The organism is Pedobacter aquatilis (assembly GCF_030409415.1).
GTDB classification, from domain to species: Bacteria; Bacteroidota; Bacteroidia; order Sphingobacteriales; family Sphingobacteriaceae; genus Pedobacter; species Pedobacter aquatilis.
On sequence record NZ_JAUFPW010000032.1, the window covers coordinates 24,642 to 50,642 of the forward strand.

Annotated in this window: 24 protein-coding genes; 13 read left to right on the plus strand and 11 right to left on the minus strand. The window is 35.2% G+C overall.

Annotated features, from left to right (window positions below; all coding sequences use genetic code 11):
• Window positions 1-77 precede the first annotated feature (77 nt).
• The 8 genes from QWY86_RS14230 to QWY86_RS14265 all read right to left on the minus strand — a co-directional run bounded on the left by QWY86_RS14230 (window position 78) and on the right by QWY86_RS14265 (window position 14,276).
• Window positions 78-1,757 carry an alpha-amylase family glycosyl hydrolase gene (locus QWY86_RS14230; RefSeq protein ID WP_290243008.1) on the minus strand — a complete coding sequence of 560 codons (1,680 nt, stop codon included), beginning with the start codon at window positions 1,755-1,757 and terminating at the stop codon, window positions 78-80.
• A 149-nt stretch (window positions 1,758-1,906) separates the two neighbouring features.
• Window positions 1,907-4,225, minus strand: a complete 2,319-nt coding sequence (locus QWY86_RS14235) for a glycoside hydrolase family 65 protein (protein WP_290243009.1) — start codon at window positions 4,223-4,225, stop codon at window positions 1,907-1,909.
• A 165-nt stretch (window positions 4,226-4,390) separates the two neighbouring features.
• Window positions 4,391-5,077: a beta-phosphoglucomutase gene (gene pgmB, locus QWY86_RS14240; RefSeq protein WP_290243010.1), complete on the minus strand. Its 687-nt coding sequence runs from the start codon at window positions 5,075-5,077 to the stop codon at window positions 4,391-4,393.
• Between the two features lie 147 nt (window positions 5,078-5,224).
• Window positions 5,225-7,069, minus strand: a complete 1,845-nt coding sequence (locus QWY86_RS14245) for a glycoside hydrolase family 13 protein (protein WP_290243011.1) — start codon at window positions 7,067-7,069, stop codon at window positions 5,225-5,227.
• Between the two features lie 178 nt (window positions 7,070-7,247).
• Window positions 7,248-8,252, minus strand: a complete 1,005-nt coding sequence (locus tag QWY86_RS14250) for a SusE domain-containing protein (protein WP_290243012.1) — start codon at window positions 8,250-8,252, stop codon at window positions 7,248-7,250.
• Window positions 8,253-8,270: 18 nt separating this feature from the next.
• Window positions 8,271-9,854: a RagB/SusD family nutrient uptake outer membrane protein gene (locus QWY86_RS14255; protein WP_290243013.1), complete on the minus strand. Its 1,584-nt coding sequence runs from the start codon at window positions 9,852-9,854 to the stop codon at window positions 8,271-8,273.
• 13 nt (window positions 9,855-9,867) lie between these two features.
• Window positions 9,868-12,828 (minus strand): SusC/RagA family TonB-linked outer membrane protein, encoded by a 2,961-nt coding sequence (locus QWY86_RS14260; RefSeq protein WP_290243014.1) that lies wholly within the window; start codon window positions 12,826-12,828, stop codon window positions 9,868-9,870.
• Window positions 12,829-13,250: 422 nt separating this feature from the next.
• Window positions 13,251-14,276, minus strand: coding sequence for a LacI family DNA-binding transcriptional regulator (locus tag QWY86_RS14265; RefSeq protein ID WP_290243015.1), 1,026 nt, complete (start codon window positions 14,274-14,276; stop codon window positions 13,251-13,253).
• Between the two features lie 260 nt (window positions 14,277-14,536).
• Here QWY86_RS14265 and QWY86_RS14270 point away from each other — a divergent pair, with 260 nt between their 5' ends.
• On the plus strand, window positions 14,537-14,896 hold the full coding sequence (locus QWY86_RS14270; RefSeq protein ID WP_290243016.1) for a response regulator: 360 nt from the start codon (window positions 14,537-14,539) through the stop codon (window positions 14,894-14,896).
• A gap of 55 nt (window positions 14,897-14,951) precedes the next feature.
• Here the strand turns inward: QWY86_RS14270 and QWY86_RS14275 are convergent, their stop codons facing one another.
• Window positions 14,952-15,317, minus strand: coding sequence for a DUF6717 family protein (locus QWY86_RS14275; RefSeq protein WP_290243017.1), 366 nt, complete (start codon window positions 15,315-15,317; stop codon window positions 14,952-14,954).
• 62 nt (window positions 15,318-15,379) lie between these two features.
• On the opposite strand from QWY86_RS14275, the gene dinB reads away from it, so the two are divergent.
• The 3 genes from dinB (at window position 15,380) to QWY86_RS14290 (ending at window position 17,733) form a co-directional block, all read left to right on the plus strand.
• On the plus strand, window positions 15,380-16,480 hold the full coding sequence (dinB, locus tag QWY86_RS14280) for a DNA polymerase IV (protein ID WP_290243018.1): 1,101 nt from the start codon (window positions 15,380-15,382) through the stop codon (window positions 16,478-16,480).
• 132 nt (window positions 16,481-16,612) lie between these two features.
• Window positions 16,613-17,194, plus strand: coding sequence for a hypothetical protein (locus QWY86_RS14285; protein WP_290243019.1), 582 nt, complete (start codon window positions 16,613-16,615; stop codon window positions 17,192-17,194).
• A 242-nt stretch (window positions 17,195-17,436) separates the two neighbouring features.
• Window positions 17,437-17,733 (plus strand): putative quinol monooxygenase, encoded by a 297-nt coding sequence (locus QWY86_RS14290; protein WP_290243020.1) that lies wholly within the window; start codon window positions 17,437-17,439, stop codon window positions 17,731-17,733.
• A gap of 108 nt (window positions 17,734-17,841) precedes the next feature.
• Here the strand turns inward: QWY86_RS14290 and QWY86_RS14295 are convergent, their stop codons facing one another.
• Complete coding sequence (locus QWY86_RS14295; RefSeq protein ID WP_290243021.1) at window positions 17,842-18,489, minus strand: DUF1349 domain-containing protein; 648 nt, start codon at window positions 18,487-18,489, stop codon at window positions 17,842-17,844.
• A 118-nt stretch (window positions 18,490-18,607) separates the two neighbouring features.
• Between QWY86_RS14295 and QWY86_RS14300 the strand changes: the two genes are divergently transcribed.
• The 6 genes from QWY86_RS14300 to QWY86_RS14325 all read left to right on the plus strand — a co-directional run bounded on the left by QWY86_RS14300 (window position 18,608) and on the right by QWY86_RS14325 (window position 22,051).
• Entirely contained in the window at window positions 18,608-19,360 is a 753-nt protein-coding gene (locus QWY86_RS14300) for a response regulator transcription factor (protein ID WP_290243022.1), read from the plus strand.
• A gap of 75 nt (window positions 19,361-19,435) precedes the next feature.
• Window positions 19,436-19,867, plus strand: coding sequence for a VOC family protein (locus tag QWY86_RS14305; RefSeq protein ID WP_290243023.1), 432 nt, complete (start codon window positions 19,436-19,438; stop codon window positions 19,865-19,867).
• 133 nt (window positions 19,868-20,000) lie between these two features.
• A complete protein-coding gene (locus QWY86_RS14310; RefSeq protein WP_290243024.1) occupies window positions 20,001-20,255 on the plus strand; it encodes a hypothetical protein in 255 nt (84 codons plus the stop codon).
• 80 nt (window positions 20,256-20,335) lie between these two features.
• A complete protein-coding gene (locus QWY86_RS14315) occupies window positions 20,336-20,755 on the plus strand; it encodes a VOC family protein (RefSeq protein WP_290243025.1) in 420 nt (139 codons plus the stop codon).
• A 22-nt stretch (window positions 20,756-20,777) separates the two neighbouring features.
• Entirely contained in the window at window positions 20,778-21,128 is a 351-nt protein-coding gene (locus tag QWY86_RS14320; RefSeq protein ID WP_290243026.1) for a nuclear transport factor 2 family protein, read from the plus strand.
• A gap of 38 nt (window positions 21,129-21,166) precedes the next feature.
• On the plus strand, window positions 21,167-22,051 hold the full coding sequence (locus QWY86_RS14325; RefSeq protein WP_290243027.1) for a tetratricopeptide repeat protein: 885 nt from the start codon (window positions 21,167-21,169) through the stop codon (window positions 22,049-22,051).
• Between the two features lie 11 nt (window positions 22,052-22,062).
• On the opposite strand, the gene QWY86_RS14330 is transcribed toward QWY86_RS14325, so the two are convergent.
• Window positions 22,063-22,593, minus strand: coding sequence for an NAD(P)H-dependent oxidoreductase (locus QWY86_RS14330; protein ID WP_290243028.1), 531 nt, complete (start codon window positions 22,591-22,593; stop codon window positions 22,063-22,065).
• A gap of 87 nt (window positions 22,594-22,680) precedes the next feature.
• On the opposite strand from QWY86_RS14330, the gene QWY86_RS14335 reads away from it, so the two are divergent.
• The 3 genes from QWY86_RS14335 to QWY86_RS14345 all read left to right on the plus strand — a co-directional run bounded on the left by QWY86_RS14335 (window position 22,681) and on the right by QWY86_RS14345 (window position 25,980).
• Window positions 22,681-23,037: a winged helix-turn-helix transcriptional regulator gene (locus tag QWY86_RS14335; RefSeq protein WP_290243029.1), complete on the plus strand. Its 357-nt coding sequence runs from the start codon at window positions 22,681-22,683 to the stop codon at window positions 23,035-23,037.
• A gap of 18 nt (window positions 23,038-23,055) precedes the next feature.
• Window positions 23,056-23,472 carry an NAD(+)--rifampin ADP-ribosyltransferase gene (gene arr, locus QWY86_RS14340; RefSeq protein ID WP_435406638.1) on the plus strand — a complete coding sequence of 139 codons (417 nt, stop codon included), beginning with the start codon at window positions 23,056-23,058 and terminating at the stop codon, window positions 23,470-23,472.
• 78 nt (window positions 23,473-23,550) lie between these two features.
• Window positions 23,551-25,980, plus strand: a complete 2,430-nt coding sequence (locus QWY86_RS14345) for a TonB-dependent receptor (RefSeq protein WP_290243031.1) — start codon at window positions 23,551-23,553, stop codon at window positions 25,978-25,980.
• Window positions 25,981-26,001: the final 21 nt, after the last annotated feature.

A 26,001-nucleotide genomic window follows, 5' to 3' on the forward strand; every position in this document is an offset into this window, starting at 1 on the left:
CAAAAGGGAGTAAGTAGATGGAGTTCATTTTTTAGAGTATAATCTTTATTCTTTGATCTTTACTCCTTGTTCTTTATCTAAAATTCTATTACCTGCGCCGAAACGGGTTCAAGTTTTACAGGAATACTCGTTCCTGCCGGGATATATAATTTTCTATCGGTTAATAAATCGGTAACTGGCGATGAAGATTTCACTTTTAAAATATGGTCTGGAATTTCGATGTTGGCTTCCAAACTTTGATTTCTATCGAAATTTGCAACAACTAATAACCGCTGTTTACCAGAATATCTAATAAAAGCATACATCCTGTTATTCATATTTCCTGTATGCGGAACATCATAAATATCGCCATGTGAAACTGCATCGCTTTGGGTAGTTACTTTTAACAATTGCTGATAATAGGCTCTCAGTTTTTGTTGCGCAGCATTCAACTTATGGCCGTCAAATAAACCGCCATTCATCCATTTCTGATGATTTGGAACACCCCAATAATCGAAAATTGTGGTACGGTTGTCATCGCCGCCAAAACCCTCAGCACCTTTTCCTGGCTCGCCCACTTCCTGACCGAAATAAAGCATAACAGGCCCCGAACCTAAGGTTGCAGAAACCACCATTGCAGGTAAAGCCAATTCAGCCTTGCCTGCAAAGCCTGCAGATGCAATACGCTCCTCATCGTGGTTTTCTAAAAAGCGTAACATATTTTTGCCAAAACCAGCGCTTTCTTTCTGCCACACATAACGAATAGCCGCCACATCTGCATTAGGTTCGTTTCTAATCAATTTCTTTAAGCCATCGTATAAACCAACCTTATCGTACAGGTAATCAAATTTTCCTTGCTCTAGATACTGCTTGTAAACCTGCGGATTGTAAGCCTCACCTAAGAAAATAAGTTTTGGATTTACCGCTTTAACTTGCGGAATAACCCAGTTCCAAAAGGCAATCGGCACCATTTCTGCCATATCACAACGGAAACCATCTACCCCTTTTTTGGTCCAAAAGATTAAAATATCACGCATTTTATTCCAAACTGGAGGGAGTGGATTGAAATGTTCTTGCCTGTTATTCTGATAATCTACCCCATAATTTAACTTAATGGTTTCGTACCAATCATCATATTTAGGCGATGCCGTAAAAGCATCATTACCAGTCGCCTTGGCAGGATTTTCATCAAATTTTCCATCCTGCAAAGCAGATAAAGGCGTTGTTTGTCCGTTAGTTGGCACTATAAAATGCTGACCAGGAACATAGTAAAAATCATTTTCGGTACTAAAACCTTTGGTTACGTCATCCTTGGCCCCAAAATCGATTACGTTTTTTGGTTTCGCATAAGAATGATAGCTTCTGGCAACATGGTTTGGAACGAAATCGATAATTAATTTTAAATCCTTGGCATGCGTTCTTTTAACCAAAGCTTCAAACTCTTTCATTCGGTTTTTTACATCAACCGCCAAATCAGGGTTAACATCATAATAATCGCGGATGGCGTATGGAGAACCTGCTCTGCCTTTTACCACATCGGCATCATCAACCTTAATTCCGTATTTGGAATAATCGGTTAAAGTGGCGTGGGCAATAGCTCCTGTGTACCAAACGTAGTTTGCATGAAGCTCTTTAATGCCGTCTAAAGCCTTATCGGTAATATCGTTAAACTTGCCCGAACCATTTTGCTCAATAGTTCCGTAAGGGATGTTGGCAGTATTTTTATTGCCGAATAAACGGGGTAATAATTGATAGATAACGATTTGTTTATCGCTCATTTTTTTACTCTTTTTTTGTGCAAAGGATGATTGAGATAGCATGATAAAGGCCATGCAAAATAACATAATGAGATTGCTTCGTACCTCGCAATGACGAGTAGTCGAAACCAATTTCGATAACTCTTCCATTTTACATTTAACCTCTACAATCATACCAACTCTGCGTTACTTACTTCAATTTCAGCGTTGCCGGCTAATTGATAAATCTGGTTTTTGATACCGATTTCTAAATCAACATCATTATTATTTTTAATGTTGATGCCGTTTTCGGTGATATTGATTTTTAAAGTAGCACCTCTGAAACCAATCGTAAACGAGAACGATTTCCACTGTGTTGGTAAAAATGGATTAAACTGTAATTTGCCATCACGGACACGCATACCTGCAAATCCCTCAACCACACTCATCCAGGTTCCAGCCATCGATGTAATGTGTAAACCATCTTCGGTATCGTTGTTGTAATCATCCAAATCTAAACGAGCCGTACGTAAATAGAATTCGTAAGCACGGGCTTCATCGTTTAATTTTGCGGCTAAAATACTGTGTACGCAAGGCGATAAAGAACTTTCGTGAACGGTGCGTGGCTCATAGAAATCAAAGTTTCTTCTGATGGTTTCCAAATCGTAATCTTCCTCAAAGAAATACAATCCTTGCAAAACATCGGCCTGTTTAATAAAAGGCGAACGCAAAATTCTATCCCAGCTCCACTTCTGGTTAATTGGTCTTTCGCTTGCCGGCAAATCTTTTACTAAGGTTTGTTCCTTATCTAAATAACCATCTTGCTGTAAGAAAATGCCTAAATTTTTATCTTCAGGATAATACATTTTTTCGATGATATCTGCCCAATCTGCAAATTCTTTATCCTCTAAATTTAAGATTTTTAATAAGCTGTTATATTTTTCTGGCTGTTGATTTTTAACAATTTCCGCAGCTTCGGTGGCATATTTCATGCACCAGGTTGCCAATAAATTAGTGTACCAGTTATTGTTTACGTTGTTTTCATACTCATTCGGACCAGTTACACCCAACATTACATATTGCTGTTTTTCGCCACTCCAGTTTACACGTTGTTTCCAGAAACGGGCAATGGCGATTAAAACCTCCAAACCATATTCATGCAGATAACTTTCATCACCCGTGTAACGAATGTAATTGTAAATCGCGAATGCGATTGCACCATTACGATGAATTTCCTCAAAGGTAATTTCCCACTCATTGTGGCATTCCTCACCATTCATGGTAACCATTGGATATAAAGCTGCACCATCCTTAAAGCCCAATTTTGCTGCATTTTCGATGGCTTTACCCAATTGTTTATGGCGATAGACTAATAAGTTTTTGCTTACTTCTTGCGGAGCGGTTGCCAAATAAAACGGCACGCAATACGCTTCAGTATCCCAATATGTAGAACCTCCGTATTTTTCACCTGTAAAGCCTTTCGGACCGATATTTAGTCTATCATCTTTACCAGTGTAGGTTTGAAACAACTGAAAAATATTAAAACGGATAGCTTGTTGAGCAGCAACATCGCCCTCAATTACGATATCGCTTTCCTCCCATTTGGTTGCCCAAGCTTCGGTTTGTTCTTTTAATAAAGCATCGAAACCTTTAGCTGTTGCTTTTGCAATAACCGATTTTGTTTCTTTTAAAAGTGCTTCCTTTGGATAATTTTCAGAAGATAAATTAGCAGCAATTTTAATTAAAGTAATTTCCTCGTTAGCTTTTATATCAACAGAAAAGGTTTGTCCAACGAATTTTTCCTTGCGAACTTCTTCAATGTTAACCGTTAGTTTTTCTTCGTTTTTATAAACTTCGATGTTGCTTCCTGTGCAAACTTCGAACTCCGTTTTCTTTGTTCTAAGTTTAATGTAAGCTTCTGTTCCAGTAATTTCATCAGAAATCATTGTCCAGAATTTTTCATCGTAGTTGCTATCCTGATTTTTAACATCGCCATCAATAAACGGTGTTAAAGTGATTTTTCCATCGAAATCAACAGCAGTAATGCCATAACGAATTGCGCCAACTTCATCATCAGCGATGCTGCAAAAACGTGTAGCCTTTACTTTTACCGTTTTGCCATTTTTAAGTTTTGCGGTGAAAGTGCGCTCCAGAATTCCGGCATGCATGTTAAGTACACGTTTGAAATCGCTAACTTCTGCAGTTGACAAATCAAGAATTTCATCATCAATTTTAACTTCGATGCCTACCCAATTTGCCGCATTTAAAACTTTAGCAAAGTATTCAGGGTAGCCATTTTTCCACCAGCCTACACGGGTTTTATCTGGATAATAAACACCAGCAACATAGTTACCAGGCAAGGTTTCGCCAGTATAAGTTTCTTCAAAATTGGCACGTTGCCCCATACGGCCATTACCCAAACTGAAAATACTTTCTGAAATTTTATTTAAATGTGGATCAAAGCCTTCCTCGATTATGTTCCACTCATCCGCTTTAATGTAATTCTTCATATTCTAGTATCAAGTAGTTAGTATCAAGTATCAGTACCTGAGCTAAACTTTATTCTTTATTTTAGTAGCAAGTATTTAGTATCGAGTATTTAGTATCAAGTATCAAGACAGGTGCTATTAGTATCAACCCAAACTTGATACCTGATACTAGCTACTTGATAATCTTTACAATTCCTCTAAATCTGTAACCGTTAATTTATCTAATCCGCTAACTACAACATCTGCATCGGTGAGCACACTTTTTTCGCCGATACCTATAGCTTTCATTCCACCACGTTTTGCAGCTACTACACCGGCTACAGCATCTTCAAAAACCACACATTCTTCTGGTTTAAAACCTAAAAGTTCTGCTCCCTTAAGAAATACTTCTGGGTCGGGTTTTGATTTTGTAACCATGTTTCCATCTACAATCTCATCAAAAAAATGAGCAAGATTGGTACGTTCTAAAATGATTCCTGAATTTTTACTTGCAGAGCCTAATGCCAATTTATAGCCCGCTTTGTGAATTTCAGTTAAAAAATCAACCGTTCCAGGTAAAACTTCAGCAGGAGTCATTTTGGTAATCATATCTACATACCAACTATTTTTCAAAGTCGCCAATTCTTCTTTTTCAGCATCGGTTTTTTCTACACCGCCCCAAGCCAGAATTTTATTTAAGCTTTCAACACGACTTACGCCTTTCAATTGCTCATTTTGCTCTTCGGTAAAATCGAAATCCATGGTATTGGCCAACCGTTTCCAGGCCTGATAATGGTAAACTGCAGTATCTACCAAAACGCCATCCAAATCAAATAGACAAGCCTTAATTTTACTCGTGATTACCGAGTTGGAATTTGTATGTGTTTTTAGCATTGTATTATTTTTATTTTGCTTAATAATTTCATCGCTTTAATTGAACGAAAGTGATGCCAAATGATTAAACATTTGCAAGTCGCTTATTATGAAATAATTAAATTTTAATCAATTTTTAAATTTGTTCGCAAATGGACAAAGCAAACACTAATTTAACTCTAAAACCAAAGTTGTTTTTGCCGGAACTTTAATTTCTTTAAATGGTACAGTTTGGTTATTGATAATGTTTTTGGCCGTTGTAGTGCCTATCGTTCTTTCCGCAAAACGGTCTGTATTTAAAGTTTTTTCCTTTTCTGTATTATTGGAAATAACCATCACGGTTCCTTTTGCAGTTTTGTTATAACGGAAGTAAACATAAACATCATCCTCAGGCACAAATTGCATTAATTTCCCGGTTTGCAAAGCAGGACTATTTTTACGGTAAGTTGCCAAGGTTTTAACGTAATCAAAAGCCTCGTTTTCTTTGTTCGTTCTGCCATCTGAGATAAATTTATCTTTTTTATCACCTTCCCATCCACCAGGAAAATCAGAACGAACCAAACCATCAGGATTTGAAAAATTTTTCATTAAAATTTCCGTTCCATAATACATTTGAGGAATGCCACGCATGGTTAACAAAAGCGCCATACCCATTTTGTATTTATCGAAATCTTCATTCACTACAGAATAAAAACGACTCATATCATGGTTATCTAAAGCTATACAATTTTTGGTTGGATCTTGATATAGAAAATCGTGAGCTACAACATCATACAAACGATTAATGCCATCTGTCCAGCCGTTTTTACCATTTAAGGCTTCGTAAATTCCTTCCTTCACCGCCATATCTGTAATGCCTGGTAAATGCGTATCAAAGCCGCGATTAACGGTATTTCCTTGCGTGAAATACGCCTGATTGGCTACGCCAGAAACGAAAGTTTCGCCAAATACAGATAAGGTTGGAAATTCTGCTTTTAATTTGATTGCCCAATCTGCCATGTATTCAGGGTCGTTGTATGGATAAGTATCTAAACGTAGTCCATCAATTCCTGCATATTCAATCCACCAGATGTGATTTTGTGTTAAGTAATTTTGAACGTAGGGATTTTTTTGGTTCAAATCGGGCATGGATGGTACAAACCAACCATCCAACATTTTTTTTCTATCCGCTTCGGATGCATGCGTATCCATAACCGTTTGATCGCGGTAACTGGTTTGTGTATATTTTGGCCATTGGTGCACCCAATTTTTCATTGGCAAATCTTTAAAAAACCAATGTCCGGTACCAATGTGGTTGTGAACAATATCTTTTATCACTTTCATGCCTTTTGCATGAGCCGTTTCTACGTACCTTTTAAATAATTCGTTAGTTCCGTAGCGAGGATCTATTTTATAGTGATCGGTAGCAGCATAACCATGATAAGAAGCTTGCGGCATATCGTTTTCGATTTCCGGAGTCATCCAAACTGTAGTAATGCCTAAATCCTTTAAATAATCTAAATGATTAATTACGCCTTGTATATCTCCACCGTGGCGGTAATACATGCTATCGCGGTTTAGTGCGGTTTCGGTTAAACCTTGCACCACATCATTACTTTTATCGCCGTTAGAAAAACGGTCGGGCATCAATAAGTAAATGAAATCCCTTTGAGTTACCGCTTGAATTCGGTTTGCTGTTTTGTTACGGTTTTTTATTTCGTAATTGTACGAAAATAGTTTTTTGCCATTGGCAGAAAAATTTATAGGAAATTTACCTGCTTTTACGGATAGGGCTAACTCCAAATCAATAAAAAGGTAATTAGGATTTTCAACTTTGTTAACCTTAACCAGTTTTACACCAGGATAAGATAAGCTTGGCGTACTTGCGGCAATATTTTCGCCATGAACAAGTAATTGTAGTTTGGGATTTTTCATCCCCGAGAACCAAAACATTGGTTCGATACGCTCTAATTTTTGAGCAAAAAGATTCGTGCTTAAAAAGAGCGAAATGATTAAAATTAAATTATTTTTCATTCTAGTATGAAATGATACGTGTGAGATTAAAGAACGTAGTTTTACCAGAAAATTTGGTTGAGCATTTGAGTTTGAAACGAAAGTTATCTGACTTAATAAAAATGAGGATCTGATCATATTAAATGCTTAAGAATTTAAAACAATACCCTGCAATTTTGTTTGCAGGGTATTGATTTGATTAAAGTTTTGTCATTGTATAGGTACCACCTTTGCCGTCTGCACTCACAGTTAACACAAGTTTGTAGTTTCCTGCAGTTGCGACAGTAATGTCAGCGCCATTATTACCAATACTTGTTCCCCAATCATGGTTTTTCCTAAATTTAAAAGCACCAGGAGTTAAGGCAACAGTAGCAGTCCATGTATTGTTTCCATCATTTGTAGGTTTTAAATCAGTATCTACCGACCAGTTACTTCCTGGAATTGCATTACCAATGATTGACCAGTAATCTGCATCAGCAAGAGTATAAACGAATGTATTTAAATCCACAGTAAGTAATTTAAATCCCGCAGTTACAGAGTTTATGTCTCCACCAGAAGTACTCAATTTGCCACCACCAGCATCTCCATAGGCAACATCCCATTTTTTTGCAGGTGTTATTTTAAATTTCTGGCCATCAAACTTAATAACACCAGAATAAACGCCGTTACCAGTAATCGATACTAAACTATCGGCACTTGCCGGATTCCAACCTTGATAATTACCAGGAACATATATCCAGGCCGTTAATGGGAACGGTTTTGAATTGATAGTTACAACATTACTATAAGCTGGCGATGCCGTAGTAGAAATAGATGATTTAATTCTAAATTCTACATCTGTATTTGTTGTTGTAGAAATGCCTAAAGACAATAAAAGGTTGTTGAAATCTAAACCATTATATGCTTTAGAAGTAGTTTTTGCATCAAGCAATACTTCTTTAGGTGCTGCAAAGTTTGTTCCTTTAACGGCTAGTTGTAATGTATTCGAAACTGCTGCCTGATAACCAAAGTTTGCATCAGTTAAACTGAAGGTAACAACCGTAGCGGTAAGCTTTGATTTATCTAAAACAACACTCGTTGCTGAAGTTTGTAAAGCACCTCCACTTCCTGAAGTTGCAATTGCTCTAGTTTCATCCTTTTTACAAGACCAAAGCGATAAAGCAATGATGCTGAATGCTAAGGATTTTAAGAAAATTGATTTCATATCTTTTGAATGATTTTATTAATAACCAGTATTTTGTTTCAGATTTGGATTAGCAATCAAATCTGCAGTTGGTAGCGGATATAAATTGCGGTATGCAGGCAATGCAGTACCAGCTTTTACACCACCTTTAAATTGCCATAAATAACTTCCATCTGTATATTTTCCGTAGCGCACTAAATCTGTACGGCGGTGACCTTCCCAGTATAACTCACGACCGCGTTCATCTAAGAAAAAGTCGGTAGTTAAGGTAGAAACGTTTCCTGATGTATTACCATAAGCACGGAAACGTAATGCATTTACATAAGATAAAGCCAACGCAGTTGTTCCGCCCGTTCCACCACGCATTACTGCTTCACCATAAATTAAATATTGTTCAGCCAAACGGAAAATCGGGAAATCTAATGAACTGAATGTTCCATTTAATGATGGAGGCGTTACATTATTTGAACTAACGTTTTTAAATTTAGTTACACGTAACCCATCAGTAAATACACCAATGTCATCAATTGTATTTTTTGTACCGAAGAAAGCACCACGTTTATCTAAAGTTCCGTTTGCATCAGGAAATAAAGCAGGCAAATTAGCACGGGTTCTGTTACCACCCCAGCCGCCGTTAGGCACACCATAAGTTGCCGGATTCATATCACCATTAATGCCTGCATTAATTAAGAAAGTTGTACCACCATAATTTGTGCTGTTAACGCCATCGTAGTTAATGCTTAAGATGGTTTCAAGGTTATTTACATTGTTATCTGTTCTGAATAAATCCATGTAGTTTCCTTTTAACTGATAACCACCGTTGATAACTTTGCTCGAATATGTAATCGCCTCAGTATATTTTGCAGTACCAGTATAAACTTGTGCATTCAGGTAAATTCTTGCAAGTAATGACCACGCAGCACCTTTATCAGCACGACCGTAGTCGTTTGTACGAGGCTCCGGCAAATCTGTTTCAATTGCTTTTAACTCAGATTCTACATAATTAAACAAAGCTGCTCTTTGAATTTGTTGCGGTGCAACTTTACCAATCGCATCATTTTCAGTAACAAAAGGCGGATTGCCAAAAGCATCCATCAATACCCAATATTGATAAGCACGTAAAAAACGAGCTTCTGAACGGTATTTTGCAATTGCCGTTGCATCAGCACCGGTAATGTTACGGCTAGCTAATTTCTCAGGCGTACTTTCGCGAAGAAACTCATTAACAAACGTAATTTGTAGAATACTTCTTGAATATAAACCCCTTAAGAATTGGTTATCAACACTTGGTGTAGAATAATCTAATTCTGGAATACCAGTATCGCCCCAAGCACAGATTGCTTCGTCAGTTGTTAACTCTTGAGAAGTCCAGAACAACCTTAAAAAATCTGCAAAACCAGAGTTTAAACCACCAACATCACTGTTATCAGAACCCGAAGGACTAGTTAATGAGTAAGTAGCATATAATTTAACCAAACTATTTTTATAACCTGCTGGAGTTGCATAAACAACATCAGCAGTTGCATCGTTAGTTGGCTTTAAATTTAAAGCATCTTTCTTACAAGAATTTAAAGAAAGCAGTAAAGCGCCTGATGCTAATAATATTTTAAATGAATTTTTCATCTTAATCTTTTATTTAAAAACCAACATTTAAGCCTAAAGTGAATGTTCTTGGACGAGGATAAAATTGATAATCAATACCTGTAACCGACTCCGGATCTACACCTTTGTACTCAGATACAACAAACACATTCTGACAGTTTGCCGAAATACGCATTGTTGTATTTCCATTTGCTGAAAGTTTACCAACATTGTATGTTAACCCAACATTATCCATCTTTAAGAATGAAGCATTTTTGATGTAATAATCACTTAAATATTGGCTGGTTTGGAAGTTTGTATTGTAAATATCTCTTCCAGAATTATTCAAAATACCTTGTGTACTTAAAACATTGTTTCTGATACCAAAGTTCGAAGAAACGTTATCGTAAATGTAGTTACCGATATTTGCTCTTAAGACAGTATTTACAGTCCATTTTTTATAAGTGAACGATGTATTGAAACCAAATGTGAAGTTTGGATCAGGTGATTTATAGAAATATTGATCGCTTGTGTTAATTACACCATCGCTATTTAAATCTGCATAAACACCTTCTAAAGGCACACCGTTTGCATCATAAACTTGTTTATAAACAAAGAATGCACTTGGCACCTGGTTTACTGCGTTGTATTTAAGCGTTACACCTGTACCACCTGTAATGTCTCCTGCTGAAACTTTAGAACCAGCATCAGGATTTAAGGTCAAGTTTGTGATTTTTCTTTTGTTGTAAGCCATGTTGAAACCAAAATCCCATGTTACATTTTCTTTCTGAATGGCAACAAAGTTTAAGCTAGCCTCAATACCTTTAACTTCCATATTACCAACGTTAGTAGTTAGTAAGTTAGTAAAATTTGTACCTACCGGGATATTAATTGTGCTTAACAAATCCTTAGTTTTTTTGTAATAAGCATCTACACTACCATATAATCTTCCTTTTAAGAAACCATAATCTAAGCCAGCATTATATGTGGTTGTAGTTTCCCATCTCATATCAGGATCGTAACCAGCAGGGCTAAAATAATTATATAACGTATTGCCAACCTGATATTGACCAGTATTAGTGTTAGCATAATATCTTGAAAGATAATTGTAGTTACCAATTGTTTCACCGTCTTTATTTCCGGTTTCACCATAACTTAATCTCAATTTCAAATCAGAAACCACTTTACTATTTTTTAAGAAATCTTCGCCAATAATTCTCCATGTAAAACCTGCTGATGGGAAATAACCCCAACGGTTTTCTTCAGCAAATCTCGAAGAAGCATCAGCACGCATTGTTCCCGATAAAATATATTTATCAGCCAATGTGTAAACAAATCTTCCGTAGTACGATAATAGTTTTTGTCTTTCAACAGCGAAAGGAAATACTGGAGTTACTAATGCCTCACCTGTTCCTTTGTAAGAAGTGTAATTGAAATTTGTGGCTGAGTTATCGTAATAGCCGTAACCTGCAGTAACATCAAATCTACTGTTAATACTTTCTACGTTTTTAGCATAGTTTAAGTAAAATTCTGAGAATTTATTGTGCTCAATATTTTTTCTGTTAGAGTAAGAACCATTCGTAGAAGCGCTTTGAGCAGCAATAATTGGCACTCTTGTATAACCATATCCTTTAGATACATCATAACCTAAGTTTAAGTTGGCATGTAATTCTGGCAAGAAATGGAAAGAATAATCGAAACGAGCATTACCAAAACTTCTTGCAGCATTACCGTGATTATCTTGTTGTTCGATTAATGCAAGCGGGTTACGTGGCGCATTTGGATTTGGAACCGTTCCGTTAATCCACTCATAATAACCACCAAATTGGTTTGCTGCATAAACAGGTTTAGTAGGATCAAATTGAATAGCATTACCTATTGCCGCATCGTTTGGAAATTGAGATTCTGTTAAAGTTCCTTTTAAGCTTAAATCAATTTTTAAATGGTCTGTAAATAATTTCGGCGAAAGTGTAAAACCACCAGTTGCTCTTTTTAAATCACTTTTAATAACAACACCTTGCTGATCTAAATAACCAGCAGAAACGCGATATGGAACACCTTTAAATGAACCAGCAATACTTAAATTATTATCAGTTGTAAAAGCAGTTCTGTAAATTACATCCTGCCAATCTGTACTTGCGGTTCCTAAAAGTGCTTTCTGAGCTGCGTTGCCGTTTGCATTAACATAAGCACGAACTTCATCAGCAGATAATACATCTACCTTTTTAGCAACCGTACCAATTGAGTTGTTTGTATTGAAGTTAATTTGTGGAGCACCTGAGGCACCTTTTTTAGTAGTAATTAAAATTACACCATTTGATGCTCTAGAACCATAAATAGCAGTTGCATTTGCATCTTTTAATACCGTAAATGTTTCAATATCATTCGGGTTGATTAACGAAAGCGGACTTGGCGCATTACCAATGCTGTTTCCACTAAAAGGCACACCGTCAACAACAATTAAAGGATCGTTACTTGCATTTAATGATGCACCGCCACGAACCCTGATTGTGCTTCCGCCACCCGGATTACCACCGCCTGAAATGATGTTAACACCAGCAACTTTTCCTTGAATTAATTGCTCAGGTGTTGTAATGGTACCTTTTTGGAAATCTTTAGCACTTACTGTAGTGATGGAACCAGTCAGGTTTTTCTTTTCGGCTGTACCGTAACCGATAACAACCACTTCATTTAACTTTTGCGCATCTGGCACCAACTGAAAACTTACAGTTGAATTAGCTGCAATGCTTACTGGTTTATCCATGGTTTGGTAACCTACAAAACTAGCAGATAAGGTTAGGGAACCTGTTGATAAACCCGCCAGTTTGAAATTACCATCTGCATCTGTTGATGTGCTTCTGGTAGTTCCTTTAACTAAAATAGAAGCACCAGGTAATGGTTGGCCGGTTTCATCAAGCACCTTACCAGAAATTGATCCGGTTTGTGCTTTTACGATTAATGCTGATAAAACGAACAGCATCAAAAGCCCCTGTTTTAACAGGTAAAATACTTTCATATTCGAAGCTCTTTTAAGTATAAAAATTTGGTTAAATATTATTGTGATTTACACACCCGACTAATTTACAGCACTAAATCAGAATACAAAATTTATTTAAAAAATATATTTTCATAGATATTTGACCATTGAATTTTCGTTGAAAAATTGTGAATTTTTAAATATTACGATTTCACTTACAACAAGATTTTATTTATTAACAAGTTAATAATCAATGTGTTAAAAATACAAAAATTAAAATTAAAGTGTAATTTTTACACTAAGTGATTTTTATACTTATTTTCGGGAACGTTCCCGACTATTTTCAGCTGATTTAAGAATATTTTTCGGGAACGTTCCCGAAGAAAATCGAAAATTCTGCGTAAAATACACTAAGTGAGGATATTTTTTATCAAAAAATCACTGAAAAAACGATATGGTATCTAGTGCTTTTTAGGCGAATTTGAGGTCGAATTTCTCATGATTATTTTCGACTGTAAAACCACTTCTAATGAGCTGTTTTTATTCTCCTTTTCACCCAAAACTTTAAAGAGCATTTTGGCTGCTTCCATCCCAATTTCGGTAGCGGGTTGGGTTATTGTTGTTAATGATGGATTTAAAAGCGGAGCGATTTCCAAACTAGAGAAACTAATGATTTTTAAATCATTTGGTATAGAAATATTTAAATCATAGCAAGCATAATATGTTGCAAAAGCTAAACGCTCAACCGAAGTAAAAATACCATCAGGTTTTAATTCTGTTAAGGCTTCTTTGATAATTACACTGTTTTCTTCATAACTATTACTACAATCAACAATTAATTGTTCTTCAAAATCTAAGTTATGTTTTGCCAACGCATCTATATAACCTTGCATACGCGTTTTACCAATAGATAAACTTTTATTTACCACGAGATAGGCAATTCTCTTACAACCTTGCTCAATTAAATGTTCGGTAGCCAAGAAACTACTGTTATAATCATTCGTAATTACACGAGGGGTTTCGATGTCTTCATAAATCCTATCGAAAAATACAAGTGGCAACCGCTTCTCCCCAAACATATTTAGGTAATTATGGTCATTTGCTTCACCAGATACCGACATAATGATCCCATCCGCCCTACCATTGTGCAAATGCCTGATGAAATTAATTTCTTTATTAAAATCATCATCGGTAACGTAAATTAAAATATGATAACCATTTTCTCTGGCAACCCGCTCTATTCCATGTATCGCTTGTGAGAAATAATTATTGGCAAGTTCAGGAACAATTACTGCAATCGTTTTACTTTTTTGCTCGCGTAAATTACTGGCGTAATGGTTTGGTTGGTAGTTTAATTCTTTAGCTTTAGCCAAGATGAGTGCTTTCGTATCTGCCTTTATATCACTATTATCTCTAAAAGCCCTTGAAATTGTAGAGGTAGATAAATTTAAAGCTTCTGCTAATTTCTTTATATTAATGCTATCCATTTGGTTAACAAACCTTATAATTGTAAAAATTCTGCTGTAAATATAAAATATTATAACACTAATACGTTGAATTTTAAAAAATCGAAAAATCCTCAAAAAGCGTTAATTTTGTAAATAAACTCATACATTGAAGTTTATAAATTTGCGAAAGCAAATAAATATTTATTAATTAAAACAAAACATATGCATTAAGTATTAATACTGTATTGAAATTCAATTTTTACGTGAATCAAACAGACACTAGTACTTGAATAAATTTAATGGAAACTAAAAAAATTCTTATTGCCGACGATGATGAGGGCATAGTCGATGCGGTTTCGATGATATTAGAAGTAATGGGCTACGAAGTGGATTTTACTTATGATGGAGGTGCGGTTTTAGACGCTGTAAAGAAAAGACCAGATTTAATACTCTTAGATATTTGGATGAGCGGACATGACGGCAGAGATATTTGCAAACAACTTAAAAGCAATCCTGATTATAGTGGCATTCCAATTTTAATGATTTCTGCAAGTCGCGACATCAAACAATCCGCCTTAGACGCTGGTGCAAACGATTTTATGGAAAAGCCGTTTGAAATGGATTCATTGTTAAACAAAGTTGATTTACTATTGAATTAGATTTACTTAAACTTTTATTACATTTAATTGTTGGAAGTCGCATCGGTATTTCTACCTATGGATTTTCGCTGTCTTCGCTTTTGAAATAAATAGTTTCTGGTAGCGCTTTGAAAACAAATTCTGTAACGTAACAGAGCCAAAGTTTGTGATTTACAAGATTACCTTTAAAATGCTCAAGTAAATAATCACCTCCACCGCCTAAATTTTCTTCACGAGCATAAACAAGAACCAGTCGCTCAGCATCAGCCATATGGCTATCTGCCCAAATTATTTTACACCCATTACTTGATTTCGAAATCCAATCTAGCAATTCATCGGCTCCTTCTACCATTTGTAAATCAGCAGGATCTCCTGCCCACTCTGGTATATCTGCATACCATTCGCCTTTTGCATTTTTGTAAAATCTGATTGCTCTTTCCATATTTTGTAAAGAAAAAAAATCTAAATCAATTTTCAAGATAAAAACCCGATTTTAGATGATTAATGCTGGAGCAAGACAAACAAAGTTTTAGGAAAATCATTCATATTGATATGGATGCCTTTTATGCATCTGTAGAACAGCGGGATTTTCCTGAATACAGAGGCAAACCCCTGGTTGTAGGTGGCAAACCCGATAGCAGAGGTGTTGTTGCCACAGCCAGTTACGAAGCCCGCCAATTCGGAATTCGATCTGCAATGTCTTGCAGCAAGGCTTATCAACTGTGTCCAACAGCAATATTTGTATATCCAAGATTTGATGCATACATCGCAGTTTCAAAATCAATCAGAGAGATTTTTAGTCGATATACAGATCTCATTGAACCACTTTCTTTGGATGAAGCCTATCTTGATGTTACAGAAGATAAACTCCATATCGGTTCAGCTATCGATATTGCAGAATCTATTAAAGCAGCCATTAAAAACGAATTAAATCTTACAGCCTCTGCTGGGGTTTCAGTAAATAAATTTGTTGCGAAGATTGCATCTGATATGAATAAACCAGATGGGTTAACTTTCATCGGACCATCAAAAATAAAGGCTTTTATGGAAAAGCTACCTGTTGAAAAATTCTTTGGTGTAGGCAAGGTAACCGCAGCCAGAATGAAAGCAATGCAGTTAAATACGGGTGCTGATTTAAAAAAACTTACCGAACAGCAACTAATTGCACAGTTTGGTAAAACGGGTAAATTCTATTACAAAATTGTTCGAGGTATTGATGATCGTCCGGTTCAGGCACATCGAGAAACAAAATCTGTTGGTGCAGAAGATACATTTGCAGCAGATACAAGTGACGTTTCGGTTATGCATAATCTTTTGAATCAAATTAGTATAACGGTTGCCAATCGACTTGAGCAAAAGCAACTAAAAGGAAAAACCATCACTATTAAAATTAAGTTTGAAGATTTTAAACAGATAACAAGAAGCCGTTCCTTTATGTTTCAAATTTACAAAGCAGAGTCTATTTATAAAGAAGCTATAATTTTACTCAGTGAAGCAGAAATAGGTTTTGCTAAAGTTAGGTTATTAGGTATTACCATTTCTCGTTTCTATGATGATTTAATTGACAACAAAACAATAGATAATCAATTAGAATTTGAGTTTTAGTATTGATATCAATTTTTCATAGATAAACAAAACTATTGCCAATAAACATTTATTCGGCCATTTACGAATTATAAATTCATTCTATTAAATTATAATTCTTATCTTAACTCGTCGAAATTAAAGCATTCCTCAATGAAAGTCATGGTCAGAAAAAATGCTGAGGCATTAGAACAGGAGCTTATATGGCTTCAAAAAATAATAGACATCAGAATTAAATCTTTCTTTAATTTAGAACATGAGCATACTAGTATTTACGATGTACAACCGCCCGACATTAGTAACGACGAATCTTTTTACGCTGAAGTGCTTAAGCGAGATAACATAAGTACAGAAGAAAGAATTGTGCTACTTCTAGCGTTGGCACCGCACATCAGACCTGAAATATTTGATGTTTTTTTGGTTAAAAATCCTACCTACGATAAAAATTATACAGAATTTGGTGGTGTTAAAGATAAAAAATACGATGGTTTCATTCCAACAGGAGAAACGGCCTCCTTTATTTTAGCCGACCAAAATCTGGAAAAAAGATTTCATCTTTTTAATATCTTTTGCGATGAGCATTATTTTAGCAAGCGTAATATTTTATACATTGTGAAACCTAAAAACTACGAACCATATTTATCTGGTGCGTTAATAATTTCGCTGGAATATTTAAGTTATTTAACCGTTGGCGTTTCAAAATTCACTGCACCAAACCCCCTTTTCCAAGAATAAGTTCATAAATCAAATTTGGTATTTCCAGAATTTGCTTTTCTACCTGAGGTACTCTTGTCAATAACGATATTAAAATGATGGAATAACCTACGACAAATTGTTAACACCTTTGCTTAACCGATAATTTTTAACCGTTGAGAAATATGAATAACCTAAGATGCTGCTTCCAAATAAAGCCTTTAACAATAACGATTTTACTTGTTATATTTTTTAACGCACTAACTTTTGCACAATCTGCAAATATGGTAAGAATTGCTCAATTGGAAATCCACCCACAACATTTATTGCAGTATAAAAAACTTTTAGAAGAGGAAATTACAAACTCAATTAAAAAAGAACCCGGTGTTATCACATTATATGCAGTTGCAGAAAAAGACAGACCAAATTTCGTAATGATATTTGAAACCTATCAGGATGAAAAGGCCTATCAAAAACATCTAAAATCAGCACATTTTATAAAATATAAAACTTTAACAGAAAAGATGGTGAAAAGCTTGAAGCTTATTCCTTGTTTACCGATAAGTTTAGGCGCAAAATAAAAGCATTAACGGGTTTAGTATTAAAAAGAAAATAAGTATTAAGAGCATAATCGTAAAAAAGCAAAAAGGATTAATAAGCTACATACAAATTCAGCTATCGTCTTAATATTATTGATGTGTTTTTAACCACTCTAACCTGCGTTGGTCTGGTAAGTGCTTAACAGAAAAATTTTCAAATTTGGCTTCAAAACCTTTACCATCCGGACTTGCAGCCATCAAACCTACCATTACCGGAGCATTATCCTGCAAAGGTGCATTGCGTGTCATAATGTAGTTTTTATCATCAAGAGAATAAAAAATCTCTAATGCATCCAATCTGCGAACAACTTTTATCCAAATATACGGCGGAACCTTCTCCAAGGTTAAAACACTCCAATCGCTTTTATTATGCGTAACAACTGTACTTACATTAAATTTTCCATCAACAAATTCTACGCCTGTTTTAATGTAGTTTTTCTCATTAGTTCGTATCATTAAACCCATCTGATCGAAACGTGCTTTGTAAGCGCCTGTTAGTTTCACCTTCGCCTCAAACTCACCTCCATAATTTGCATAGTAAAAGGGAGCATCATCAACTGTAAAACCATAATGGGATATACGCCAATAATCACTTTGTGGTGTTACCTGCATTATTAGGCTGTTATTTTTAATTTGCCATTTTGCTGGCTCATTAAACCATTGCATTTTTTCCAGGCTCTGCGCTTTCAATTCTGTCAGACCTAAAATTAAGCCAAGCACTAAAAATATTTTTTTCATTGTTGAAGATTTCATGTTTTGATTCTTAAATCACCATTCTACTTTAGTAAGTTAGCAAAGTTATTTGTAGCCAATTATAAATTCAATGGTAAAAAATAACCATAGCAAGTCTTAATGAATGAGAGAACGCCTCGATATAAAACTTTTTTCACAAGCTTTCCAAAGCAATTTAAATAAGGATTTTCAGTTAGAAAATGCAAAATACGTTGCACAAATGTATAGCAAACTAGAAAACTGTATCAGTGTTTTAAGCGATTTAAAAGCAAGAGAAAGTTATATTTATTACAGCATTGTTGCAGATAAAATTGGGCTTACCAGCAAGCCTACAGAAATAAAATCCATTTGGGAGGACGAATTATTAAGTAAAGTACATCCCGAAGATCTTCAAAAAAAATATCGCCTCGAGCTTCAATTTTTTAATACAATAAACAATCTTGATGTTGCCGAGCGAACAAATTATCAGTTAATTACGCGTTTAAGAATTAAGGATTCAACAGGAAAGTACATATTGATAAAGCACAGGTTGTTATACATTTCAAGTTCGGATGATGGCAGTGTTTGGCTTGCCTTGTGCCTTTACGATGTTATCTGCGCCCATCCAGAATTTATAATTCCTGATGGCGTAATTATTAATACCTTAACCGGAAAGGTAATAGAACACGATGAACAAAAATTTAGCAATATTATCTCAGAAAGAGAAAGGGAAATTTTAAATTTGATTAAGCTTGGTTATAGAAGTAAAGAAATTGCAGATAAGCTTACTTTAAGTATTAACACTATAAACAGACATAGGCAAAATATTTTTAATAAACTGAATGTAAACAATGCGCTCGAAGCTTGCCGGATTGCAGAAACTACTGGTTTGCTATAAGATTTATAGAGCAAAACCTAAAGAAGTAAAATAATTATCCAGAATAACTAATTAACCACAACAAAATATAAACTAATGGCACTTATCAATCCTCACATTAACTTCAACGGAAATGCCGAAGAAGCCTTCAATTTCTACAAATCGGTATTTGGTGGAGAATTCTTAAAAATTATGCGTTTTAAAGATATAGCAAGCGAAGAATTTCCGGTCTCAGAAAATGAAGCAAATAAAATAATGCACATTGAATTACCAATTGGCCCCAATATTTTAATGGGCAATGATGTACCAGAAATTTTGGGAAAAACTAATGAAAACGAAAACAGAAGCAAAATTTCTATAAGCACTGAAAGCAAGGAAGAAGCTGATAAAATATTTAATGGGCTTTCATTAGGTGGACAAATTGAGATGCCGATTTCTGACAGTCCTTGGGGAACATATTTTGGAATGTTTAGAGACAGATATGGCATCGAATGGATGGTGGATTTCGCCCCAAATTCTGAGAAGTAAAACAATATTGATTAGCTAACGAACGATTTTGCTCAGATTGCAATATGTAATTGGAATTTAAACCATAATAAGACAAGACGTTTTCATCGAAAATCTTTGAATTGTTCACATAATTAAAACAATATTAATGCTAATGGAAGAAATAGAGTTAAATAAACTGACCGACCAAGAATTATTAGAAGAGCAAAAACAACTGAAATCATTCTCTATATTAAATGCTTTCCTAATTGGTGTTTTAGTGGGCATTATCTTAGTTAGTATTTACTATAGTGCTTACAATATCTCACTAATTATACCGCTGTTTCTTATTTATAAATTTGTTAACGACCCAAAAAACAAAAGGGTAAAAAAGGTTAATGAACTGCTAAAGGAAAGGAATATTAGCTGAAATAAATTATTGATTTTCACCATAAAATACAATACCTTTTAGAAAGAATTAAACAATAAGATAATCAAAACAACTACAATATGAGCAAACAAGTTTTCATCAATTTCGCGGTTAAAGACCTTCAAAAATCTATGGATTTTTATACCGCATTAGGCTTTACAAATAATCCTCAATTCTCTGATGATACCGCAAAATGTATGGTTTGGAGCGAAAGTATTTTCGTAATGATTTTAACCCATGAAAAATTCGCAACATTTGCAACAAAACCGATAGCAGATACTAAGGCTGGTTTAGCAGGTCTATTTTCATTATCAGTAGAAAGCGTTGAAGAAGTAAATAGAATCGTTGATGCTGGTTTAAAAACTGGAGGCACCGAGCCAAATGAATTAAGAGACTACGGTTTTATGGTACAACGCACCATCGAAGATTTTGATGGGCATACATGGGAAATTTTCTTTATGGATATGAGCAAGTTTCCAACTAAGCAACCAGCTAGTTAATAAATCTTAGATTTAATCAAATATGACATCTAAATACGAAGATTTAGTAAAAGAAGCTTACAATGCATTCAACACCAGAAATATTGATACGGCACTTGCTACAATGCACCGTAATGTACAATGGCCAAAAGCCTTTGAAGGTGGTTATGTTAGCGGGCATGAAGAAATAAGAGCATATTGGACGAAGCAATGGTCGGAGATAAATCCTATTGTTAAACCAATTGCTATCAATGAAAGAGAAAATGGGAGTTTAGAGATTTTAGTTCATCAAAAAGTTAAAGATTTACAAGGCAATATAATTTTTGATGGAAACATTAAACACATTTACGCCCTTGAAGATAACTTATTGAGACGCATGGATATAGAACTTTAGATAATCCGTTTAAATCCTCTAAAACATTACACCTTATTATGAAGTATCAAGCTTTTTATTACCTCGCATTTTTAACACTTTTATCGCTAAATGCATTTTCACAATCAAAAGATAATGTAGAATTGCAACAGATGTACAATGAAGACCAAAGTGCAAGACAATCTGGTAAAATTGATTGGAAAATTTTATCAAAACAGGACAGTTTAAGAGAGCGAAAAGTTTACGAATTTATTAAGGATGGAAAAATTGTAACCGGAAAAGATTATTATAATTCGGCAATGATTTTTCAACATGGAAGAGATACAACTGCTTCGGCTATGGCGGTTAAGCAAATGAAAAAAGCGATAGAACTTGACCCAACTATTAATAAATGGCTTTTAGCAGCAGCAATTGACAGAGACCTTATGAGAAGAAATAAACCTCAGATTTATGGTACGCAATATATCAAAATGGGTGAAAATGCAAAATTTGAACTTTATAAAATTGATACAACCCAGGTTACAGATGAGCAAAGAAAATATTATAATGTAGAAACCCTTGCCGAGCAAAAGTTAAAAGAACGAAGTATGAATCTGCGTTTGATTTCAGAATATCATTCAAAATCAAACACCATTGATAATACAGTAAACTTTATTAAGGCTGAACTAAAAAAAGGTGCACAATCCGAATATAATGTTTCAGAAAGTGCAATTAATAGTTTTGGTTATCAATTAATGGGAACCGATAAAAACGAGGATGCATTAAAAATCTTTAAACTCAATACAGAACTTTATCCTACAGCCTTTAACGCTTTTGATAGTTACGGCGAATGCCTGATGAAGCTTGGTAAAAAAGACGAAGGCTTAAAAGCATACAAAAAATCATTAGAATTAAATCCGAAGAATGAAAATGCAAGTAAAATTTTAAGCGAGCATAAAATGTAATGCTTACCGCTTTACAAAGCATCCAAAAACTTCAGGTAAAGCGGTACACTTTTTTCCATATATGCTGCTGTTGTATTTAAATCAATTCCATAGTAAGCAAAAAACGGCTTGTAATCTGCTTTAACATATTCAAAAGTAAGGTCGAAAGGCCGTGTGAGCTCTTCAAGCGTAAATTTATATTTTTCACCAGAATTGTATTCATATTCCTCAACACCAACTGACATTGCCAAAGCGATTTTTTTACCCATAACTTTGTAACCGCTTTTGCTTCCGTAAGCCCAGCCATGTATTAAAACTTCATCAATCCATTTTTTTAATAAAGCCGGGCAGCTAAACCAATAAACCGGAAATTGAAATACTATAGTTTCATATGCTTCTATTAATTGTTGTTCTTTTATAATATCAAGATTACCATCCGGATAAGTTTGATGCAAATCGTGAATGGTATAACGCTTAGGATATTTCTTCAATTCGGCTACCCATCTTTTATTAATTACGGATGTTTCTAAATCGGGATGTGTTACAATGATTAGGGTTTTCATAATGCTAATTTTAATCAAAGTTAAGAGCTAAACACCTGATTATGTATATTAGCAACCAATTGTAATGTACTATCAAAAATGTAAGTAATGTCTGAAATTAAACAAACCTCTACCAATTTTGCCAACAAACAAGCCTTAGCTGATGAATGCCCTGAAGTTTATGCTGCAAACTTAATTGGCGGACAATGGGCATTAGTCATTTGCTCTTGGTTGCTAAATGGTAAGCTTCGTTTTGGTGAGTTGAAGAAATTCCTGCCCAACATCACCGAAAGAATGCTCACCCTACAACTTCGTAAATTAGAGGAAAATAAAATCGTTACCAGAACCGTTTATGCAGAAGTACCGCCAAAGGTAGAATACGAATTAACCAAAATAGGTTACGAATTAAAACCCATTATCAAAGGTTTGGAAATATGGGGCGAAGCACATAAAAAGTTAGTTTAACAATCAATAAGTAATATGATGGAAAACTTTATCGAATCAAATCCGGGTCCATTTTACCACGGAACAAAGGCAAGTCTTCAACTCGGTGATTTGATTGAACCTGGTTTCAACTCTAATTACGGAAGCCAAAATAAGGCAAAGTTCGTTTACTTCTCTGCAACTTTAGAAGCCGCAACTTGGGGTGCAGAACTTGCTTTAGGCTTGGGCCATGAAAGAATCTATATTGTTGAGCCTACAGGTTTCTTTGAAAACGACCCGAATTTAACGGATAAGAAATTCCCGGGTAATCCTACAAAATCTTATAGAACTGCCCAAGGCTTGAAAGTTGTTGGCGAGGTTAAGGAATGGGCCGGACATACAATAGAGCAACTAAATACAATGAAAGCACACCTCGCAAACTTGAAAAAGCAAGGTTTCGAAGCGATTGAGGATTAAAATTTTTATTCTAACCTCAATTTAATACAGATTCTCTACAGAATTGACCTATAATTTGGCACTATAAAATTCACAATAATGAAAAAATATAGTGCCCTGATTAAAGTATTTTGCCTATTTGCAATCCTGCTTCTTATCAATCAAAACATATTTGCACAAGAAAAAAAGGTATCAATATCTGGTCAGGTTAAAGAGGCTAAGGATAAATCGACTTTGCCCTTTGCCAACGTTATTTTAAAGAAACAGAATGAAGATAAATTGTTTTCTGGAACAATTAGCGATGAAGAAGGACGGTTTACGCTAAAAGATATACCGAGTGCTGCTTACACGTTGCAAATAAGCATGGTTGGCTATCAAACCATAACAAAAAAAATTAGTGTTGGTAGCTTGAGCACTTACCTGGATTTAGGCGTAATAGAAATTAATGAGGATAGTCAAAACCTGCAGACCGTAAACATTCAAGGTGCTGCAAGTGATGGTTTGGCTAGTAAAATGGATAAAAAAACCTACGATTTATCCAAAAACACAAGTCAGTTGGGCGGTTCTGTTCTGCAAGCCATGCAAAACTTACCCGGAATTAGCATACAGGATGGCAAAGTACAACTTCGTGGAAATGATAAAATTGCAGTTCTAATTGATGGCAAGCAAAATGCAATAACAGGTTTCGGCAGTCAAACCGGTTTAGATAACATTCCTGCATCAGCAATAGAACGAATTGAGATTATCAACAATCCTTCTTCCAAATACGATGCAAACGGAAATGCAGGCATCATTAACATCATCTACAAAAAAAATAACGCTGAGGGTTTCAATGGAAAATTACAAATGGCAACCGGATTTGGAGCCTTATGGGTTAGAAAAGAGAATTCCCCTGGTATTGCGCCACAATATAGTGCTACGCCAAAATTAAATCCCTCACTATCTTTAAATTACAGGAAAAACAAATTCAACACCTTTTTGCAAGCCGATTACCTTTATACACAAACCTTAAATAAAAACGAATTTTCTCAGCGGATTTATGATGATGGCTTAATCCTTAATCAACAGGTAAAAAGAAACAGAACAACAACCTTTACAACAGTAAAAAGTGGTTTCGATTTTAATCCGAATGAACATAATAGCTTTACCTTTTCTGGCTTTTTTAACCGAGAAAAAATTGGCGATTTAGGCGATATTCCATATTACAACAGTGATTTGTCGGTAAGAAATCGTTTATGGCAATTTGTAGAAGATGAGGTTAAATATACGGCAACAGGTTCCGCAATATATGTACATAAGTTTCCACAAGCTGGGCACACCTTAAGCGCTGGTTTTAATTACACCTGGCATGGAGAAGATGAAAAGTATTTTTTCACCAACATAATGCCAACGTTTACAGGAATGGATGCTTTTAAATTATTGTCTGATGAGCATGTGGCTGATTTTAACCTCGATTATGTAAAACCTTTGGCAAGCGGAAGAATAGAAGCCGGTATTAAATTTAGAAATCGTTTTATTCCAACTGACATGCAGTTTTTCCGCGGATTAAATTCGCCAATTGATCCAAATGCCGGAGGTTGGGCAGATTATAGTGAACTTATTCCTGCAGCTTACGCCAATTACATTTACGAAAGCAAAAAAGTTGAACTCGAAGCGGGTTTACGTATGGAGTATGCCAATATAAATTACAAGGTTAACCCTAACCACAACACCTACAAAAGCGATGGTTATGATTATTTCAGGACATTTCCTAACGTGAGATTTGCTTATAAAATTGATGATAAAAACAAGCTGAGCATTTTCTACAACCAAAGGGTGGATAGACCGAATGAAGTTGATATTCGCATTTTCCCGAAATATGATGAACCCGAACTATTAAAAGTTGGTAATCCAACCTTAAGACCACAGTTTACCCACGCTTTTGAATTGGGTTATAAAACAAGCTGGAATAAGGGTTATATATATGGTGCAGCCTTTCATAAAATAATCAATGGCACCATTACCAGAATAGCGACAATTGTACCTGGAAATATCATAATTTATAATATTTTTCAAAATGCCGGCAGAAGTAATAACACTGGAGCTGAGGTACTTTTGCAGCAAGAAGTTGTACCATGGTTTTCATTTAACCTTGGCGCAATCGCTTACAAAAATTCGTTTCAGGCTTTTCAGGTTCAAAATCAATACCCGGTACCAACCCTATATTCAATGCCTTATCAATCCATTGTTTCGGGAAATGGTAAGTTAAACGGACAATTTAAGCTACCTGGGAAAACAGATATTCAACTTTCTATGGCTTATCTGGCGCCTGATATTATCCCGCAAGGCAAAATTGGAAGCCGGTTTTCAACAGATTTAGGCATTAAAAAACGAATTCAAAAAGGTAGTGGCGAACTGTTTTTAAACGCAAACGACATCTTTAACACACTTCGCATTAAAAGAGACATCCAGGGAAATGGTTTTAGACTGGTGAGCACAGATTATTACGAAACGCAGGTTTTCAGATTAGGATATAGCTACAAATTCTAAGCTGACTAAATTCAATCCATT